The organism is Cohnella endophytica, assembly GCF_003628305.1.
GTDB classification, from domain to species: domain Bacteria; phylum Bacillota; class Bacilli; order Paenibacillales; family Paenibacillaceae; genus Cohnella; species Cohnella endophytica.
The window spans coordinates 177,908-196,599 of sequence record NZ_RBZM01000006.1; the positions used below are offsets into that span (position 1 = coordinate 177,908).

The 18,692-nt window shown below is 52.8% G+C and carries 14 protein-coding genes; 12 read left to right on the forward strand and 2 right to left on the reverse strand.

The window, feature by feature from the left end:
* Nucleotides 1-27 precede the first annotated feature (27 nt).
* From D7Z26_RS14690 to D7Z26_RS14705, 4 genes are read left to right on the forward strand one after another with little or no spacing between them, the layout of a single operon-like run.
* The gene (locus D7Z26_RS14690) at nt 28-1,113 is read left to right on the forward strand and encodes an autoinducer 2 ABC transporter substrate-binding protein (protein ID WP_233566920.1); all 1,086 of its coding nucleotides are present in this window, start codon (nt 28-30) and stop codon (nt 1,111-1,113) included.
* Entirely contained in the window at nt 1,103-2,941 is a 1,839-nt protein-coding gene (locus D7Z26_RS14695; protein WP_120977733.1) for a cache domain-containing sensor histidine kinase, read from the forward strand. Before D7Z26_RS14690 ends, D7Z26_RS14695 begins: the two co-directional genes overlap by 11 nt.
* Nucleotides 2,928-4,589: a response regulator transcription factor gene (locus D7Z26_RS14700; protein ID WP_120977734.1), complete on the forward strand. Its 1,662-nt coding sequence runs from the start codon at nt 2,928-2,930 to the stop codon at nt 4,587-4,589. The genes D7Z26_RS14695 and D7Z26_RS14700 overlap by 14 nt, the downstream gene beginning before the upstream one ends.
* Nucleotides 4,573-4,899 (forward strand): L-rhamnose mutarotase, encoded by a 327-nt coding sequence (locus tag D7Z26_RS14705; protein ID WP_120977975.1) that lies wholly within the window; start codon nt 4,573-4,575, stop codon nt 4,897-4,899. Before D7Z26_RS14700 ends, D7Z26_RS14705 begins: the two co-directional genes overlap by 17 nt.
* Before the next feature lie 101 nt (nt 4,900-5,000).
* Here the strand turns inward: D7Z26_RS14705 and D7Z26_RS14710 are convergent, their stop codons facing one another.
* Nucleotides 5,001-6,227: a DUF5780 domain-containing protein gene (locus D7Z26_RS14710; RefSeq protein WP_407643521.1), complete on the reverse strand. Its 1,227-nt coding sequence runs from the start codon at nt 6,225-6,227 to the stop codon at nt 5,001-5,003.
* 370 nt (nt 6,228-6,597) lie between these two features.
* Between D7Z26_RS14710 and D7Z26_RS14715 the strand changes: the two genes are divergently transcribed.
* The 4 genes from D7Z26_RS14715 to rhaS all read left to right on the forward strand — a co-directional run bounded on the left by D7Z26_RS14715 (nt 6,598) and on the right by rhaS (nt 11,337).
* A complete protein-coding gene (locus D7Z26_RS14715; RefSeq protein WP_120977735.1) occupies nt 6,598-8,133 on the forward strand; it encodes a sugar ABC transporter ATP-binding protein in 1,536 nt (511 codons plus the stop codon).
* Nucleotides 8,130-9,167 carry an ABC transporter permease gene (locus D7Z26_RS14720; protein ID WP_120977736.1) on the forward strand — a complete coding sequence of 346 codons (1,038 nt, stop codon included), beginning with the start codon at nt 8,130-8,132 and terminating at the stop codon, nt 9,165-9,167. Before D7Z26_RS14715 ends, D7Z26_RS14720 begins: the two co-directional genes overlap by 4 nt.
* A gap of 3 nt (nt 9,168-9,170) precedes the next feature.
* A complete protein-coding gene (locus tag D7Z26_RS14725) occupies nt 9,171-10,160 on the forward strand; it encodes an ABC transporter permease (protein ID WP_120977737.1) in 990 nt (329 codons plus the stop codon).
* Nucleotides 10,161-10,257: 97 nt separating this feature from the next.
* Nucleotides 10,258-11,337 carry a rhamnose ABC transporter substrate-binding protein gene (gene rhaS / locus D7Z26_RS14730; RefSeq protein ID WP_120977738.1) on the forward strand — a complete coding sequence of 360 codons (1,080 nt, stop codon included), beginning with the start codon at nt 10,258-10,260 and terminating at the stop codon, nt 11,335-11,337.
* A gap of 96 nt (nt 11,338-11,433) precedes the next feature.
* Here the strand turns inward: rhaS and D7Z26_RS14735 are convergent, their stop codons facing one another.
* Nucleotides 11,434-12,363: an AraC family transcriptional regulator gene (locus D7Z26_RS14735; RefSeq protein WP_158602326.1), complete on the reverse strand. Its 930-nt coding sequence runs from the start codon at nt 12,361-12,363 to the stop codon at nt 11,434-11,436.
* A gap of 179 nt (nt 12,364-12,542) precedes the next feature.
* Between D7Z26_RS14735 and D7Z26_RS14740 the strand changes: the two genes are divergently transcribed.
* The 4 genes from D7Z26_RS14740 to D7Z26_RS14755 all read left to right on the forward strand — a co-directional run bounded on the left by D7Z26_RS14740 (nt 12,543) and on the right by D7Z26_RS14755 (nt 18,507).
* Nucleotides 12,543-13,274, forward strand: coding sequence for a ThuA domain-containing protein (locus D7Z26_RS14740; protein ID WP_120977740.1), 732 nt, complete (start codon nt 12,543-12,545; stop codon nt 13,272-13,274).
* Nucleotides 13,274-14,311: a Gfo/Idh/MocA family protein gene (locus D7Z26_RS14745; protein ID WP_233566923.1), complete on the forward strand. Its 1,038-nt coding sequence runs from the start codon at nt 13,274-13,276 to the stop codon at nt 14,309-14,311. The genes D7Z26_RS14740 and D7Z26_RS14745 overlap by 1 nt, the downstream gene beginning before the upstream one ends.
* Nucleotides 14,312-15,032: 721 nt before the next feature.
* Nucleotides 15,033-16,151, forward strand: a complete 1,119-nt coding sequence (locus D7Z26_RS14750; RefSeq protein ID WP_120977742.1) for a GntR family transcriptional regulator — start codon at nt 15,033-15,035, stop codon at nt 16,149-16,151.
* Nucleotides 16,152-16,164: 13 nt separating this feature from the next.
* Nucleotides 16,165-18,507, forward strand: a complete 2,343-nt coding sequence (locus tag D7Z26_RS14755; protein WP_120977743.1) for a helix-turn-helix domain-containing protein — start codon at nt 16,165-16,167, stop codon at nt 18,505-18,507.
* Nucleotides 18,508-18,692 lie beyond the last annotated feature (185 nt).

Genomic DNA, 18,692 nt, shown 5'->3' on the forward strand with positions numbered 1-18,692 from the left:
AGACAAGAATGAAGCGGGGGAGTCGGCGTGTACCGAATATTCTCGACGATCGCGGCGCTCGCGATGCTATTCGCGGCCGTCTTGCTGGCGACTTCCTGCCAAGCCCGGTCGGCCAAACCTTACGAGCTGATCTACTCGATGGATAAAGAGAAGGGGCAGCCCACCGGGCAAGCGCAACCGCAACCGTCCGAGACGAGCGGACCGGCAAAGAAATTCAAGATCGCGTTCGTGCCCAAAGGCACGGAGCTGAACGATTATTTCGCGTACGCGGTCGAGGGAGCGCAGGAGGCCGGGCGAAGTCTCGGCGTAGACGTTATCGTCGCCGGCTCCAAAACGGCGGACGCCGACCTGCAGATCGAGAGCTTGAAGAAGCTAATCGCGGATAAGGTCGATCTCATCGCGATCTCGGCCAACGATCCGGTTAAGCTCGTGCCCGTGCTGCGCGAGGCGATGAACCAGGGCATCAAGGTGATTACGTGGGACGCGGATACGGAACCGGAGGGCCGAACCTTTTTCGTGAACATGGTCGATCCGGAAGTGCTCGGAAGGCATCTGCTCGATACGCTGGCGCTCGCGATGGGCGAGAAGGGCAACTATGCGATCATGACGGGTTCTTTTTCCGCGGCAAACTTGAACGAATGGCTGAAATGGATTCACGTCCAGCAGAAAGAATATTACCCGGACCTCCATCTCGTCGCGACGGTGGCGAACGACGACGACAAAGAGAAGGCATACGACGTCGCCAAGCAACTTCTAACCGACTATCCGTCCCTTGACGGAATACTCGGCAACTCCTCAGTGGGCCCTCCTGGAGCGGCCAAAGCGGTGCGGGAAGCGGGCAAAGCCGGCAAAGTAAAAGTAGTCGGCCTGTCGAATCCGAACCTGATGCGTCCATTCCTGCACGACGGCTCCGCGCAGATCGCGACGCTATGGAGTCCGAAGAAGCTCGGCTATTTGACGATCGTGCTCGCGATCGATTATTTGAACGGCCGAAAGCCGGCCGATGGTCAGGAAGTCGAAGGCGTAGGGAACATTCGGGTGAACGGGGACATGGTCATTATGGGCGAGCCGCTTGATTTTACGCCGGATAACGTAGATCAATATGATTTTTAGAAGATGGCGCGGACTGAAGTTCCGCAATTATCCGCTCGTATATAAATTGATCGTCACTTATATTCTGCTTACGGTCGTTCCAATGTCGCTGCTCGTCTACGTGTCGTACACCCAGTATGCGCGATCCGTCGAGGAACAAATCGGCGAATACATGCCCAAGTTCCTTTACCAGGCAAACGCGGACATCGAAAAGCATATTCAGGAGCTGACGACCCTTCCGGAGATTTTGTTCAACTCGGAAAATATTTTAAGCATCTTAAGACGGACGTCGTACGAGAAAAGGTCGGATTTGAACAAAGACCAGTACAACATGAACAGTTACTTGGCCCGGACGTATACGAACGGGAGGAACGCCGACGTACTCGGCGTGTTCGTCGTCTCGAACGACCGGGTGTTCTACAGTTCCAAAGCCGGCTTCAAAGAACCGAATTGGACGCAAACGATCGGCGAATACGCCGTTCCAAACCGGGACCCGAGCGGGAAGTCTAGCATTCTGCTGCCTGCGGACGTGAAGCTGCATTTCGATACGGATACTCCGTACGTGTTCATCCGCAAGCCGATCAACGACGACGACAATCGTAAAAGCCTGGGCACGATGCTCATCGCGGTCGATTTGTCGTTCATCGACGACATCGTGCGCAACTTCGAGACGAACGAGCGGGCCGATCTTTGGGTGATGGATCCCGCCGGTCGCATCGTATACCATACGGACCGCTCGCTGATCGGCACGGTCGATCGGGAGAAAAACCTATACCCCGTTCTGAACGGAAGCTTCCGCAAAAGCGTCGAAGGGGAGCCGGCGAAGCTGGTCAGCGTCAACCAGGAAACGAAGATCGGCTGGGTGCTCGTGCACAGCATTCCCTTGCACGATCTGACGCAACGGGCTGATTTGATCCGGAATGTGACGATCTTCGTGTTCATAGCGATCGTCATCGCGGCGTCCGCGATCGCCGTCGTCATATCTTACAACATGACTCGTCCTCTGAAGAAGCTAAGCGGACTGATGAAAACGGTCGAGATGGGCGACCTTCAAGTCGACTTGAAGGTGCAGAGCGGGGACGAAGTCGGCACGCTGGCCCGCAGCTTCAATTCGATGATCGCCACGATCCGAGAGCTCATTCACAAAAACTATCAGATCGAGATCCGGCAGAAGGAAGCCGAGCTCTACGCGCTTCAGTCGCAGATCAACCCGCATTTCATGTACAACACGCTGGAGACGATCGGCATGGCCGTAGAGGAAGGGGAAACGGAGCAAGTCGTCGATATGGTGACGCTGCTCGGACGGATGTTGCGCTTCTCCGTCTCCAACCAGTCCAAATCGGTAACGATCGCGGAGGAAGTACAGCACGTGAGGGACTACTTGACGATCCAGAAATTCCGTTTCGAAGAGCGGGTGCATTTCGAGATCGTGCAGGTAATGACCGATAAGGACCTGCAATCGTTCTTCACGCCGAAGTTCATTCTGCAGCCGATCGTCGAGAACGCCATCAAATACGGACTCGAGACCCGAAAGGCGCTCGACATCCATATCGCGGTCAGCGAGGAATTCGGCGCGAAATCGGGCAAGCGGGACATTGTGCTGCGTATCCGGGACAACGGTCCGGGCATCGAGCCGGAGAGGCTAAGCGAGCTGGAACAATCGCTCAAGAAAATCACTTTCGAAGGACGCGACGCCCATTTCGGCCTCAACAACGTCAATTCGCGCATCGTCATGATGCACGGAACCGATTACGGCTTGCAATTGCACAGTATCGTCGGCAAAGGTACCGAAGTCATTATCCGAATTCCGAAAACACGAGGAGAGGAGCTCCCGAATGCAGACGATTAAAACGTTGATCGTAGACGACGAAGCCCGCATTCGGCGCGGCATCGAGAGGCTTGTGCTCTCCTGCGGAGAGGAGTGGGAAGTCGTCGCGACCGCCGGAGACGGCTTGGAAGCACTCGATTGTTTCGCGGCGGCGGACGGCGATATCGACCTGCTGATCACCGACGTCAAGATGCCCGAGATGGACGGCTTGACCTTGATCAAGGAAGCTAAGAAACAATATTCTTTCTATCCGCTGCTCATTAGCGGGTACGACGACTTCACTTACTTGCAGGCGGCGATTCGCGAGGGTGCGGTCGATTATTTGCTAAAGCCTGTCGACCGCGAACAGTTCCGCCAGCGGATGGAGGAGATCGGCAAGATCGTCGACACAGGCCGGTACCAGAAGCATAAGCAGGGCGAGATGGAGCGCGACGAGAAGAAGCTCGCTCATACGAAGCAGACGCAGACGCTGAGCTACATCGCTTCTATGGACATCGACGCCAGCACGCTCGGGTACTGGGTGGACGATTTTCCGAAGGGTTCGTATCTTCTGTTCGACGTACGACTGGACACCCTTCCTGTAAAGTCGCGCAGCTACAGAGCGAACGACTGGAAGGCGTATTATTACGCGATGGAAAATATCGTGGCCGAGCTGCTCGGCGAGTTCGCGACGGACGGCCGGGGCGGATGGAGCTGGCGCGGCGGAGAGTCGGATTTCTGGCTGCTGCTGCATCTTCCGGTCGAAGGTTTAGAAGGCGGCGCGGATTGGGAAGAAGCGGCCGACAAGCTCGCTTCCGACATTCGTTCCGCCATCCGGAAGTTTACTCCGTTCACCGTGTCGGTCGCCTACGGGGATGCGATCGAGGATTTGTACTTGCTGCCGGAGGCGAAACGTCAAGCGATCGCGCTGATGAACTACCGTTTCCTTAACGGAGGCAACCGGACATATCGTCCATCCCCAGAGCTCGGCTCCGGTTCCGCGGCCATGGACAAGGACCTGTCGGCGATCGCCCAGAAACTGAAGCGGGCGGTGGAACAAGGGAGTCCGGAGCAAGCGGAGGAGCAGACGAAGGCGATGTTCGAACTGCTCGAACGGGCGACCTCGCCTTCGTATTTGCAGGCGGCGGTGCAGAACGCGCTCGTGCTCGTCCACTCGGCCGGCCTGGAAAGCGTGCCGGGCATCGCCGACGCCGCGCCAATCGAAGACGAGCTGTCGCGGGTCGCGAGAGCGACGAACCTGCACGAGCTGAGGATGTGCGTGAAACAGGCGACGGACAACGTCATCGGCTACATCCGCAAATCCCGCGAAAGCGGCAACGCGAAGCCGGTCGAACAGGCGAAGTCGTGGATCAAGGAACAGCTCGACCAAGAGCTGACGATCAAACGCATCGCCGATCATGTCTATATGAATCCGACCTACTTCAGCGAAGTGTTCAAGCTGCAGACGGGCGAGACGGTTCTCGATTACGTGACCCGACAACGAATGGCGCTCGCGAAGGAGCTTCTGGGCGATCCGAGGTTAAAACTGCAGGAAGTGTCCGGCAAGGTCGGCTACCAGGACGTCAAATATTTCGGCAAACTGTTCAAGCAATGGACGGGGCAGACCCCGTCGAAGTACAGGGAGAGAACGCATGGGGGAGGAGAATCGTCGAATGGCAATGAGCAATAAGTTCGCATGGACGTGGAAGATCAAAGAAGAATGTCTCGAGGAATACGTCGCGCTGCATCTCGCCCCTTGGCCGGAGATCATGTCGGAGCATTCGCGGGCGGGCATCCGGAATTATTCGATTTTCCAGAACGGGAACCAGTTTTTCTATTGTTTCGAATGCGATGACGTCGAAGCCGCGTTCAGGATCATCGACGGGAGCGAAGCTTGCAACCGCTGGAACGCGATCACCTCGAAGATGGTCGAAGGCTCGTTCGACTTCGCCGACGCGGAACCGATCAAACCGATGCGCGAAGTATTTTACTTGAAGTGAGTGAAGATAGGAGTTCCTCTCCGGCGAAGGCCGAGGAGGGACTCCTTTTATAGTCGGCGTGACGAATAAAATAAAGCCGCCTGATTTAGGCGGCTAAAATCTTAATGCAGAGGTTTTTCCTTATATTCTTCTAGCCAGTAGTCGTAATATTCGTTTTCCCATTTCGTACCGTCATAATAATCCACTTCTTTTACGCAAGAAAGCACTGTTTTTATTCCATGCGATTCGTCAAGAGACCACCCATTATTTTTTCCGAACGTTCCGTTCGGGACGATATTTACATTTTCCGCGTTACCGTCAAATTCAAAATTAGCGTTCGAAAAACTGAATTGAGTTTTGATTTTTAAGGGCAGACCGTTGGAATCGTACGCTAAACTTGCGACAATCATATTTTTTACAGTTTTTCCGAACTGGTTCTTTACGATCACCTGTATCATGTCAGGATACAAAGCTTTGTAATCCGCGCTTTGGACAATAATTCCGGCCTTCTCCACGACAACCTCTTGGTGCTCTTTCGCTTTTTGTAGTTTTATTGTTCTTTCTACTGCTTTCTTTTCTTCGTTTTTCTTATCGTAAACTGCTTTCTTCGCAACTAGGTCATAGTCATCCGGAATAATGCTCAATGCTTCGTTAATAGACATTAGGGCTTCTTCGAATTGTTCTTCCGACGCTTTTTTCTCAGCATCGTTGATTAATGTCGTTTTATAATCTGTCGAAGCTTGGCTAATTAATGTTTGAGCATTCGTGTAGTTGGAATCGCTTTTGATAACTTTTTTAAATTCGTGCAGGGCGTCCGCGAAACGATCGTTCTTCAAAAATTCGTTACCGTTTTTAAATGCAATTCTAGAATCGTTAAGGTTGTTTACTTCCCTTTGGGATTCGCTAACCTTCGCGGATAATAGATTTGTTTTGCTAATGGTTTCTAACCTGTTTTTGGCGAAAAGATAATCGATTTTCCCTTCGGCAAAATCTTCTGCTATTTTCTCGATATCCGAGTTGAGGAAGGCTTCAATATCGGATTCTTTATCTAAATCGCCTTTGATCTCCTTATTGTAAACAAGAATAGCGTCTTCGTACTTGCTATCCCCGATTGCATCCTTAAATACTTTTACGGGAGTAGCTCTTATTGAGTCTATCCAAAAAATGCCGGCAATCACGATCGCTATTACGGATAGGCTTGTCGTGATATACCATTTTGCTTTCTTAGTTAAAAATTCCCCCCTCGGCTTTACGCCAATCTTATTCCCGCACTTATTACAAAAGACACTTTCTTCGCTCAATTCATTTCCACACCTAGCGCATTTTATCAACTTTTTCAGCGTCTCCATTCTTCTCCGAATTTCATATGTCTCTTTATAGGATTCTATGACTATCAGATCATATAACTAGTACAAATGGCACTCTGAATATATCACGGCCCCCTAAATGTTGGCAATATTCGAGGTTGTGGGTGAGTGAGTTGCCTGCGACTTACTTTTTGTTACTCGCTGCTCCATCGCCCTCTCTCTCTCTCTCTCTAGATGACTCCCTTTTCCTTCCAAGCTTTAACGGATTTATTAACCAGCATTAATTCCGCCGCATCATCCGAAGGCTCTCCCCCCAACCCGACATCTGTCTCCTATGGACGCCGACCGATCGCCTGTATCGTTAGGTTATGAGATTCAGACACCTAGAAATAGACAAGGAGGAGAACGAGCGATGGCGGAATCCGAATTCGTGCTCGAATTAAAGGGCATCACGAAAATTTTCCCCGGAGTCAAGGCGCTGGACGACGTCTATTTCAAGCTGAAGCGCGGCGAGATTCATGCCTTGATGGGAGAGAACGGCGCGGGAAAATCGACCTTCATCAAGGTCATTACCGGCGTGCATTCCCCCGAGGAAGGCGAGATGTACCTGAACGGGCAGAAAGTGGCGTTCACCCACCCGACAGACGCGCAGAAAGCGGGAATCGCGGCGATCTACCAACATGTCACCAACTATCCTGACCTTAGCGTCACGGAAAATATATTCATGGGCCACGAGAAAGTGCAACGCGGTACGGGTCGGATCAAGTGGAGCGCGATGCATCAGGAAGCGGGGCGGCTCTTGAAGGAGCTCGGCGCGAGCTTCAGCCCGAAGACGCTGATGGGCGCGCTGAGCGTTGCCGAGCAACAGATCGTCGAGATCGCCAAGGCATTGTCCGTGGACGCCAAGATCATCATCATGGACGAGCCGACTGCGGCGCTTACGAAGAACGAGAGCGAAGAACTATACCGGATCGCGGAACGGCTTCGCGACAACGGCGCTTCGATCATATTTATTTCCCACCGCTTCGAAGATATGTATCGGCTGGCGAGCAAAGTGACCGTATTCCGCGATTCGAAATATATCGGCACGTGGAACGTTGACGAGATTTCGAATGCCGATCTGATCGTGGCGATGGTCGGACGGGAAATCTCGCAGCTATTTCCGAAGAAGGAAGCGCAACTCGGCGAGGAACTGCTTCGCGTCGAAGGGCTTGGCAAGACGGGATACTTCGGAGATATCGGCTTTACGCTAAGGCGTGGCGAGATTCTCGGCTTGACCGGGCTCGTCGGAGCGGGCCGAACGGAAGTGTGCCAGACGCTCGTCGGCGTCGAGAAGTACGACAAGGGCAAGGTAATCTACAAGGGCAAGGAACTAAAGATCCGCGGCCCGCGGGAGGCACTACAACAAGGCATCGGCTACTTGCCGGAAGATCGCCAGAAGCAAGGTCTCGTCCTGCAATGGGAAATCGGACGCAATATTACGCTGCCGACGCTTGAGAACTATACGCGCAACGGAGCGATCAATACGCGCAAAGAACTTGAGATCGCCAAACGGCTCGCGGAGAAAGTAAGCGTCAAAGCGAAAAGCGTGTTCGATCTCGTCAGTTCGCTGTCGGGAGGCAATCAGCAGAAAGTCGTATTCGCAAAGTTGCTGGCTTCCGAGCTCGATGTGCTCATTCTCGACGAACCGACCAAAGGCGTCGACGTCGGGGCGAAGTCGGCGATCTACGAGATGATAAGCGATCTCGCCGTGGCGGGATACGGCATTATCCTCGTCTCGTCGGAGATGCCGGAAATTATCGGCATGTGCGATCGGGTCGCGGTCATGCGCGAAGGCCGGATCACGGCAACGCTCGATCGTAACGGTTTGACGCAAGAAGCGATCCTGCAGGCGTCTATGGACGATTCGGGATCGCGAGATCACGCAGCAAGGGGGACTGGAGCATGAGCGCGAACGTGCAATCGGCTAGCCCGACAGAAGGAAAAGCAAGCACCGGGCGTACGATAAGCGCCTTAATCGCCAAATTCAGAGAACTCGGATTGCTCGCGTTCATCGTCATACTGGCCGTGGGCGTTCAATTTCGTAACCCGAGTTTCCTTACCTGGGAGAACTTGACCGACATCGCTACGAATACGGCGATTCTAAGCATACTGTCCGTCGGCATGATGCTCGTCATCATTACGAGAGGAATCGACCTGTCCATCGGCGCGACGCTCGCGTTCGCGGGCATGGTCTCAGCGTTGACCGTTAAGCATAACCCTGGCTTGAATCCTGTCGCCGCGTTATTGATCGGCGTCGGTATCGGCATCGGATGCGGGCTTGTCATCGGCTTCCTCGTCTCTTGGGTGAAGATTCTGCCGATCATCGCGACGCTTGGCATCATGAACGTCTTTCGCGGATTTACGTTCGAAGCAAGCGGCGGCAAATGGGTTAGCGCCCATCAGATGCCGACGAGCTTCAAGTCGATCGCGACCGGTTCTTTTCTAGGCATTAACAATTTGATTCTAATCGCTATCGTCATCTATATCGTCGCTTATTATTTCGTCAGTCATACCCGGACCGGGCGCCGGATTTACGCGGTCGGCAGCAATCCGGACTCGGCGGAAGTGAGCGGCATTCGCACCGGCCGCATTCTGTTGCTCGTGTACACGATCATGGGCGGCTTAGCCGGATTGGCTGGCGTACTGTGGGTTTCCAAGTTCGCTTCCGCGCAAGGGGATACGGCATCCGGTTACGAGCTCAGCGTTATCGCGGCATGCGTGCTCGGCGGCGTAAGCATCGCGGGCGGCGTAGGCAAAATTTCCGGCATTCTGCTTGGTTCGATACTGCTCGGCATTCTGAACAACGCTTTGCCGATGATCAACGTGTCCGCGTTCTGGCAAATGTTCATCCAAGGCGCGATCATTCTCATCGCCGTTCTGGTCAACGCGCTCGTCAAGCGGGGCATCGACCGCAATAACCTGATGAGGAGGAAAATCTAAGCCATGGAACAGAGACTGCTTACGAACAAAAAAGAGTTTAAGGCGAAGGGCTTTATCCTCCAGTGGGAATGGCTGCTCGTCGCCCTGATCGTTGCCATGTTCGTGATGAACTCCAACTTGTCCGAGTATTTCTTCCAATACGATAATCTTCGCGACGCCACGATGGGTTTCCTCGACAAAGCATTCATCGTACTGCCGATGGTATTCATCATCATGATGGGCGACATCGATATTTCCGTCGGCTCGATTATCGCACTGTCGTCGGTCGTGATGGGCGACTTGTACGCCCATGGCGTGCCGATGCCCCTGGCGATGATAATCTGTCTGGCCGTCGGCACGCTGTGCGGTTGGATCAACGGTATGCTCATCGTCAGATACAAGGAGCTTTCGGCGGTTATCGTCACGCTGGCGACGATGACCATCTACCGGGGAATCGCCTACATCTTGCTGAAGGATCAGTCGGTCGGTAAATTCCCGAGCTGGTTCAAGTTCCTTGGCTGGGATTACGTCGGCACGCTGCCGTTCATCCTGATCGTCTTCGCGGTATTCGCGATCGCTTTCGGTTTGCTGCTTCATAAGACGCCGTTCGGCAGAAGAGTGTACGCGATCGGCAACAATCCGACCGCGGCCCGTTTCTCAGGCGTACGGGTCGATCGGATCAAGGTCATCGTCTTCACGCTGGCGGGATTGATGTCCGCGGTTACGGCTTTGTTCCTGACATCCCGGATGGGCAGCACTCGTCCGAACATCGCAACCGGCTACGAGCTCGAAGTCATCGCGATGGTCGTTCTCGGCGGAGTCAGCACGGCGGGCGGCAAAGGAAGGATGATCGGCGCGATTCTCGCGGTGTTCTTGATCGGCTTCCTGCGTTACGGTCTCGGACTCGTGAACGTGTCCGCGCAAATGCTGCTCATTATTCTCGGCGGGCTGCTGATCGTATCGGTCGCTATCCCGCAACTGAAAAGTCGCTTCGCGATTAAGCGAAAGGCTTAAGAAGTAAGGCGAAAGCGTTGCAAGTTAACCGCGTTACATCACGGTCTATGGACCGTTTTGTATAAAAGATGAGAGCCAAAAAAGGGAGGAAAAGAAAGTGAAAAAGTTTCTCGTAACCTGCCTTACCGTCGTCATGCTGATGACGATCGTCGCAGCCTGCGGCAACAATAATAACAACGGCAACAAGGGGTCATCCGCAAGTCCGCAAGCCAGCAATGCCGCTTCTCCGTCCGGAGATTCCGGCGCGAAGAAGAAATTCGCTATTATTTTCAAAAATACCGGTAACCCGTACGGCGAAAAAGAAATGGAAGGCTACAAGAAAGCGGTTGAAGAGCTCGGATACGAAGCGATCCTGAAGGCGCCGGATCAACCGACGGCCGAAGCTCAAATCTCGATGATCGAAGAGCTGATCTCCCAGAAAGTCGACGCTCTCGCGATCGTCGCCAACGATCCGGACGCGCTTCAACCGGCATTGGAGAAAGCCATGAAAGCCGGCATTAAAGTCATTTCCCTGGATTCCGCGGTTAACGCGGCAAGTCGTCTCGTGCACATTAACCAAGCGGATCCCGAGCGTATCGGCCGAACGTTGATCCAAGGCGTGGTCGAGATGATCGGCGGCTCCGGAGAGATCGCGATCTTGAGCGCGACTTCCCAAGCGACGAACCAGAACCTATGGATCGAGTGGATGAAAAAAGAACTCGAAGATCCGAAATACGCGAACGTGAAATTGGTTAAAGTGGCATATGGCGACGATTTGCGCGACAAGAGCGTATCCGAAACCGAAGCGCTATTGAAATCGTACCCGAACCTGAAAGGCATCATCGCTCCGACAACGGTCGGTATCGCGGCTGCCGGCAAAGTGTTGACGGATAAAGGCTTGAAAGGCAAAGTTCAGCTTACCGGTCTCGGCTTGCCGAGCGAGATGGCGGAGTATATCGAAAGCGGCGTATGCCCTTGGATGTATCTGTGGAATCCGCTTGACGTCGGTTACCTGTCCGGTTATGTGGCGGACGCGCTCGTGAATGGCACGGTTACCGGAAAAGTCGGCGATAAAGTGACTGCGGGCACGCTAGGCGAGAAAGAAGTCATCGCGGACGGCGACGGCACCCAAGTTATGCTTGGCGATCCGTTCAAATTCGATGCTTCCAATATCGCGGAATGGAAAGCGGTTTATTAAGAAGCGAACTAACGCAACGTAAACAAGGCCGTCCCCAAGGTCTATGACCTAGGGGACGGCCTTGTTTTGCGTTGGAGGAATGGCGGCTTGAGCGAGCTACAGCTGTCCCGCGGGTTCCCTGAGCCGATCTTTGAACTGCTTCGGAGAGCATTCGTTGTAACGGCGGAACATATCGTAGAAGTGCCCGATGTTGGAGATGCCGACCGCGTCGGCGACGTCCGCGATGCTGACGTCGCTCGTGAGGAGCAGTTGCTCGGCTTTCTTGATTCGCTTGTAGACGACGAAGTCGGTGAAAGACATGCCTACGGCTTTCTTGAACGTCTTGATGAAATGCGTATAGCTCATATTGACGATGGCGCTCACTTCGGACACGGAAAGCTTCTCGCTCAGGTTGTCCTCGACGTAGTCTACCGCGGGCTGAAGGCGGCCCAGGAGGCGATTGTCGTTGTAATTGAGCTGCATCCGATCGTCGTTACGCAGCAACAAGAGCAGAATATTCTTGATTCTGGAGGAGACGGCGAGCTCGTAACCGATCCGGGCGTCGTTCATCTCTTGGTAGATTTCATTCATGAGAGCAGAGGTTTGACGGCGGGCTTGTTCGTTATTTTCGAAAATATAGTTCAAGGAACTAAGAGGACGGATGACCTCGGAGAAATGCTGCATGCTATTTAAAGTGCTGAGGTCCCAATATTTGCGAAGATCGATCTGGAAGACGAGATAGCTCAGATGACCGTCTTTCGTCTGCATCGTCAAGTGCGGCTCGGACGATCCGAATAACCCGATGCCCCCTTCGCGCAACACGATCCGCTCCTCGCGGCAGAATACCGTAAGCTCGCCTTTGAGAATGTGAAGGAACTCGATTTCCGGGTGGTAATGCCATTCGGAATAACGTTTCTGCTGCCAGTCCTGTTCTTTTCTGCGGCGAATATCTTCGGGATCAAGGTTATCGGAATCGATCTGCCAGATCCGCATCGCGAGAAAAGGATTCTGGTAGACGACGTGCTCATAGCGCATCTCTGGAAACATATTAAAGCTCCTATTCGGTAAGGTGAGCGACAGGATCGCGTAACGATATCGTAGCATAAACGTTCATTTCCGAATAGGTCACGACAGAATACCGTAATTATTCGATCGAATTGGTAATCGCCTGGAGAACGCGCGTCCACTACAATGAAGGAGGAAAATAACCTAAGGGAGAGTCAACAATGAGCCGATCGATTAACGTAACGATTTGGAACGAACACCGCCACGAGAAAACGAACGAGAAAGTCGCTTCCGTCTATCCGCAAGGTATGCATACCGCAATCGCCGAAGGGCTGGACGTTACGGGTAACGTTCGGATAGCGACATTGGACGATCCGGAGCACGGTTTATCCGACGAGGTTCTGAACGACACCGACGTTCTCGTCTGGTGGGGACATATGGCGCATGACGAAGTTCAAGATGACATCGTGGAGCGGGTACGCCAGCGCGTGCTGAAAGGCATGGGGCTGATCGTGCTTCACTCGGGTCATTTTTCGAAAATATTCAAGAAGCTCATGGGAACGTCTTGCGATCTGAAATGGCGCGAGGCGGACGAGAAGGAGCGTATCTGGGTAGTGAATCCGGGCCATCCGATCGCGGACGGCATCGGCGAATACATCGAGCTTCCGCAGGAAGAGATGTACGGAGAGCATTTCGATATTCCGCAACCGGACGAACTCGTCATGGTGAGCTGGTTCGAAGGCGGAGAAGTCTTCCGCAGTGGCTGCTGTTATACGCGGGGCATGGGCAAAATCTTCTACTTCCGTCCGGGCCACGAGACGTATCCGACCTATTACAACCCGCAAGTTCGCAAAGTAATCAGCAACGCCGTGAAATGGGCCGCTCCCGTCGATCGCGAATATCCTCGTTACGGGAACGCGCAGCCGCTCGAGACGATTAAGGGGAACGCATAATGACGCTTAAAGTAGGAGTTATCGGCACGGGCGGAATTTTCAAATTCGCCCATTTGCCCGGTTGGTTGTCGCATAAGGAAGTGGAAATCGTCGCGTTCTGCGACGCATTCAAGGCATCGGCCGAAGCGGCGGCGAAAGATTTCCCAGACGCAAAGGTGTATGACGACTACCGCGAGCTGATCGCGGACCCGTCGATCGACATCGTCGGCATCAGCACGCCGAACCTGTACCACTCGGAAATCGCGATCGCGGCGTTGCAAAAGGGCAAGCACGTTTTCTGCGAGAAGCCGGATGCGGTTAATCCGATCGAAGCTCAGAAAATGGCTGACATTGCGCGCGATTCGGGCAAGCTACTCATGACGATGCGGAACAACCGCTTCTCCGAGGAAGCGAAATTCGCGAAGAAGATCATCGAGAAGGGCGATCTTGGCGACCTGTACATGGGACGCTGCGGTTGGATCCGTCGTCGGGGCATTCCGGGACGCGGCGGCTGGTTCACGACGAAGGAACTGTCGGGTGGAGGTCCGCTGATCGACCTTGGCGTACACATGATCGACATGGCCATGTGGCTTAGCGGAAATCCGAAGCCGGTTACGGTGTCGGGCTCGACTTACCGCAAGTTCGCCGATCGTCCGGACGCTTCCGGCAACATTCCGGCGGGAACGTTCGACGTGGAAGATTTGGCTGCCGGTTTCATTCGTTTCGATAACGGCGCATCGCTGCAGATCGAGTTCAGTTGGGCATCCAACATCGAGGAAGAGAAAAAGTTCCTGGAGTGGAGAGGAACCGAAGGCGGCTTCAGCCTCGTGAACGACAAGCTGAGCTTGTTTACGGAGAACGAAGGCGTGTTGATCGACCAGAAGCCGCAATTCAGCGCATCGGCGATTCCGCAGCATACCGCGAACATTCAACACTTCGTCGAGTGCGTGCTTGGTAACGAGACTCCGACGATCACGCCGGACCAAGGCGTCAATATGATCAAGATTCTAAGCGCGATCTACGAGTCGGCAGAGCTGGGTCGCGAGATTCGGTTGTAATAGAGTTAAATATGCAAGACCTGCAAGCAGCGAACCTTCGCGCTTGCGGGTTTTTTTTGCTCGTGCCACCTTCTCGGAAATACTCTCCCAAACCGACTAACTCCCGCCGAAAGTGACTGCCCCGAACCGAGTTACTCGTCCAAACCGACTAATTCCCGCTGAAAGTGGCTCCCCTGAACCGAGTTACTCTCCCAAACCGACTAATCCCGCCGAAAGTGGCTCCCCTGAACCGAGTTACTCTCCCAAACCGACTAACTCCCTCCGAAAGTGACTCCCCTACATGGAGTTGCTCTCCCAAACCGACTAATTCCCGCCGAAAGTGACTCCCCTACACGAAGTTACTCTCCCAAACCGACTAATTCCCGCCGAAAGTGGCTCCCATGAACCGAGTTACTCTCCCAAACCGACTAACTCCCGCCGAAAGTGACTCCCCCACACGGAGTTACTCTCCCAAACCGACTAATTCCCGCCGAAAGTGACTTCCTGCACGGAGTTACTCGTCCAGACCGACTAATTCCCGCCGAAAGTGGCTCCCCCGAACCGAGTTACTCGTCCAAACCGATTAATTCCCGCCGAAAGTGACTTCCTGCACGGAATTACTCTCAATTGTCACGAACAGAGGGAAACCGACCTGTATCAAAAAAACTGGATTAAATTGACACAGTTGATACAACTATAATATATTCTAGTTATTCAGGTTTCTCGGAAAGAAAGGGATAATATGTCGAGTTATCCGTATACGAAGATCAAGGACGATATCAAGAAAAGAGTGTTGGAAGGCGAGTGGGTTGGAGAAGCGAAGCTACCTTCCAGTCGCGATTTTGCTCAAGCCTATCAATCTAGCGTGAACACGGTGGAGAAAGCGATCAAGGAATTGTGCGCGGAAGGGCTGCTTAAGCGAGACAGCCGAAGGGGGACCTTCATCGAGAATGGAGTCATCTCTCCTTTGTCGCAGAGCGGTTCGGGACTTGTGGCGGCTTCCGTTATCGGGATAGACAATCCCTTATGGGGGACGGCGCTTAGGGGGATCGAAGACGTGCTGCAGCGGCACGGCTTTCACTTGATCAGCTATAGCGACGATAGAAGTCTGGATAAGCTGGAGACGTTGGTTAAAGGAGCGGTCGCCAAGAGGGTGGACGGCGTTATCCTGAGCCCGATTCTGGACAAGAAGGATCCGCAAAGGAACGAACGATTATACGAGCTGTTGAAGAACAGCGGAATTAAGGTCGTATTCCTCGATCGATATCTGAACGGTAGCGATATTCCCTTCGTAGCCAGCGATAATGGCTCGGGGGCTTACCGATTGACCAAGAAGCTGATCGAGCGGGGACATCGGCGGGTACTGTTCATTCGCAACTCGAATTTGAGCACCATGAACGAGCGGTTACTCGGGGCGAAGCAAGCTTATCTCGATTCGGGTATCGAGCTCGCTCCCGAACTGGATGTGCTCATTCCGACGGAGCACGAGAACTTCGAGGAAGAATTCGACGATTTCGTCTCCCGCGTTGCCGAGAAAATAAAAGAGCATCCGTGCACGGCAATCTTCGCCGCGAACGACCAGATCGCCGAAGCGGCCCTCGTCGCGCTCGACCGGCTTGGCCTCGGCGTTCCGCAAGACGTTTCCTTGGTTACTTACGACCCTTTGAATTTGAACCGCAAACTCAAGCTCGACATTACCGGAGTCGATCAGCCTTTCTACGAGATGGGCAGGAAAGCGGCCATTCAGCTGATGAATCTCGTGGAAAACAAAGATCGCTTATCGGTATGGGGCCAATTATGCAAGGCGGAAATCCACGAGGGCAGCTCCATTGCCGAGGTAAAGCATATCATTACGATCTAGGGTGGGATAACCGATGAACCTCTTGCGCACGGTTCTGGCGAAAAAATATTTTTTGCGGATATTCCTTTGGATTACGTTCATTATTTTGCTCATCGTCTCTTCCTTTTCCGCCCTCATTTACTTTAACGTCGAACGGAACGTGTTCAAGAGCGAATACAAGAACAGCCAGAAGGTATTAACGCAAATGAAATTCAACATCGATTATTTGAACGCGATGATCCGCAATCTTACGCTGTCCACTTACAGCAACAACGACGTGAAAGCGCTTATGTACTTAAACGACGAGGAAACTTACGAGCATTTGAACGTCATCAACAAGCTGAATGCCACGATCGTCGGGAACAATCCGTTCATTAAATCGATCTATATCTACAACAACCACAAGAAAATCTATTATTCCACTTACGGCGACCTTTACCATAAAGACGACGAGCTAGTTCGAACGCTTAAAGCCTACAAAACGATTCCTTCTCTTAAAGCGATCGTCAGACGAATGGAGCCGGAAGACCGTTCCAAATCGGAATCCGATTCCGTCTTGACCTACGTAATGTACGAGACGACGGACAACGAGAACAACATGGACGGCGCGATCATTCTGAACATCAAGCTGGACTGGCTCGTTGACAACATCCGGACGATCAATCAAGTCGATACGAGCACGCATAGCGAGCTCTATATTTTGGATGACGAAAACCGGTTCATAGAAACGGATCCGACGCATTCTATTTCCGATAAGCCGTTTGCCCGGTCCTTGGAGGAAAGCTACGAACAATCGATCGCGAAGACCGGAACCGACAAATCAGGCTATTTCATCAAAAGCAAGGACGGAGAGAAATACACGGTTTCGTATATCCATCTGGACAATACGGGGTGGACGCTGCTGGAAGCGAAGCCGTATAACGTCGCGTATGCGAACTTGAAGCAGTTGCTGGATACGATCGTGCTCATTACGATCGCGATATTCGCGGGAGCGATCCTCATCACCGTTTCCGTCTCCCGAGGAATCTATAGCCCCGTCAGGAAATTGATGGAGCAAACCTCTTCGGGTTTGCCGGCTAACGATAGTCCGAGGTCCGGCAAACGCGACGAATTCTCCTACTTGACCGAGGTATATCAGAGGTCGAGAGAGCGACTGTACGAGTACGATCGGGAAGCCACGAACAATACGGCGATCATGAAGCTTTATTTTCTAAGGAAACTTCTGCTTAACAGTCATAGCCTGAACGAGGACGAGTTCCAAGAAATCGTCCTCGGCTTGAATACGGAATTGGACAAGAACAAGCCCTTCCTTATCGGAGTACTGCGAATCGACGAATACGAGCGCTTCTTGCAGAGCAAGAGCATGGCGGAGAGGGAACTGCTCCGGTTCGCCGTCTCCAACGTGACGACGGAGCTGCTCTCCAAGAGTTTCGTTGCCCAAGCCGTGGATATGAAGGACGATTCCTTCACGCTGTTGCTGAATGTCGGCGATCGGCCGGAAGAGGAGGAAAGCCTGGTCGGCTTGCTCCAAGAAGCGCAGGCTTATATCCAGAAGCATTACCAATTATCGTTCACCGTCGCGATCGGCCAAAAGGTCCATTCTTATAAGGAAATTACGGAACAATACAACGAAACGTTCGCCAATAGCTCTTATCGGTTCGTATTCGGGAGGCAATCGATCATTACGCCGGCGCGCATCGCGGAGCAAAGAGGAGCCGAGCTCGAGCAGGTGCTGGAGGCGGAAAGCAAGTTTATCGATTCCGTCAGAAGAGGGGATAAGGCGAAAGCGGATGAGCGACTTAACGGGTTGATCCAACGCGTCGGCAAATTGGAATACGGCGAGATTCGGCTTGTGAACATGCAAATCGTGCACCATCTGAAGAAGGCCGTACAGGAATTGAACCAGATGCGCAAGGAACCGATTACGATTCATAACAAGCGGATGGATAGGCAATTGTACGAAGAGGAGACGATCGAGGAATTCAAGAGGCAACTGTCGGACATCGTGAGCTCGATCAGCAGCGAAGGGCAAGAATACGGCGCGAAGGGTAACTTAGTCGTCGTCGATACGATTCAGGAGATCATCGAGTCCAACTATTTCGACTCCTCGCTCGGGGCGACCGTACTATCGGAGATGTTGCGACTGTCGCCGTACAAATTGAGCAAAATCGCCAAGGAGTATTTCGGAATGTCGATTCCGGAATACATCAACCAGTATCGGTTAAACAAAGCGGTGGAATGGATGGAAAACTCCAAATTAAGCATTCAGGAAATTATGCGCAGAGTTGGAGTGGAGAACGAAAGCTATTTTTACAAGCTATTCAAGGCGAAATTCGGAATGACGCCTAGAGAGTACATGGCGAGGCAAACAAGATGATTTTACGAAGAAAGGACCGTCGAACGGCATTCGACGGCCCTTTTTTTCGTCCGTTTTGATAATTTTACAGTGTTTATTTCTCGATTTCGATATTTTACAGTGCATTTTTAATGCCGCAAAAATGAGCAGTATTCAATCGTCCTCCCCGCCCGGTATGCTTGAGCCACGAACAACACATGTTGGCA

Coding starts and splice junctions, on each gene's coding strand:
- D7Z26_RS14755 (WP_120977743.1), top strand. CDS start 16,165: ATGAACCTCTTGCGCACGGTTCTGGCGAAAAAATATTTTTTGCGGATA.
- D7Z26_RS14735 (WP_158602326.1), bottom strand. CDS start 12,363: ATGTTTCCAGAGATGCGCTATGAGCACGTCGTCTACCAGAATCCTTTT.
- D7Z26_RS14750 (WP_120977742.1), top strand. CDS start 15,033: ATGTCGAGTTATCCGTATACGAAGATCAAGGACGATATCAAGAAAAGA.
- D7Z26_RS14745 (WP_233566923.1), top strand. CDS start 13,274: ATGACGCTTAAAGTAGGAGTTATCGGCACGGGCGGAATTTTCAAATTC.
- D7Z26_RS14695 (WP_120977733.1), top strand. CDS start 1,103: ATGATTTTTAGAAGATGGCGCGGACTGAAGTTCCGCAATTATCCGCTC.
- D7Z26_RS14720 (WP_120977736.1), top strand. CDS start 8,130: ATGAGCGCGAACGTGCAATCGGCTAGCCCGACAGAAGGAAAAGCAAGC.
- D7Z26_RS14725 (WP_120977737.1), top strand. CDS start 9,171: ATGGAACAGAGACTGCTTACGAACAAAAAAGAGTTTAAGGCGAAGGGC.
- D7Z26_RS14740 (WP_120977740.1), top strand. CDS start 12,543: ATGAGCCGATCGATTAACGTAACGATTTGGAACGAACACCGCCACGAG.
- D7Z26_RS14700 (WP_120977734.1), top strand. CDS start 2,928: ATGCAGACGATTAAAACGTTGATCGTAGACGACGAAGCCCGCATTCGG.
- D7Z26_RS14710 (WP_407643521.1), bottom strand. CDS start 6,227: ATGGAGACGCTGAAAAAGTTGATAAAATGCGCTAGGTGTGGAAATGAA.
- D7Z26_RS14705 (WP_120977975.1), top strand. CDS start 4,573: ATGGCAATGAGCAATAAGTTCGCATGGACGTGGAAGATCAAAGAAGAA.
- D7Z26_RS14715 (WP_120977735.1), top strand. CDS start 6,598: ATGGCGGAATCCGAATTCGTGCTCGAATTAAAGGGCATCACGAAAATT.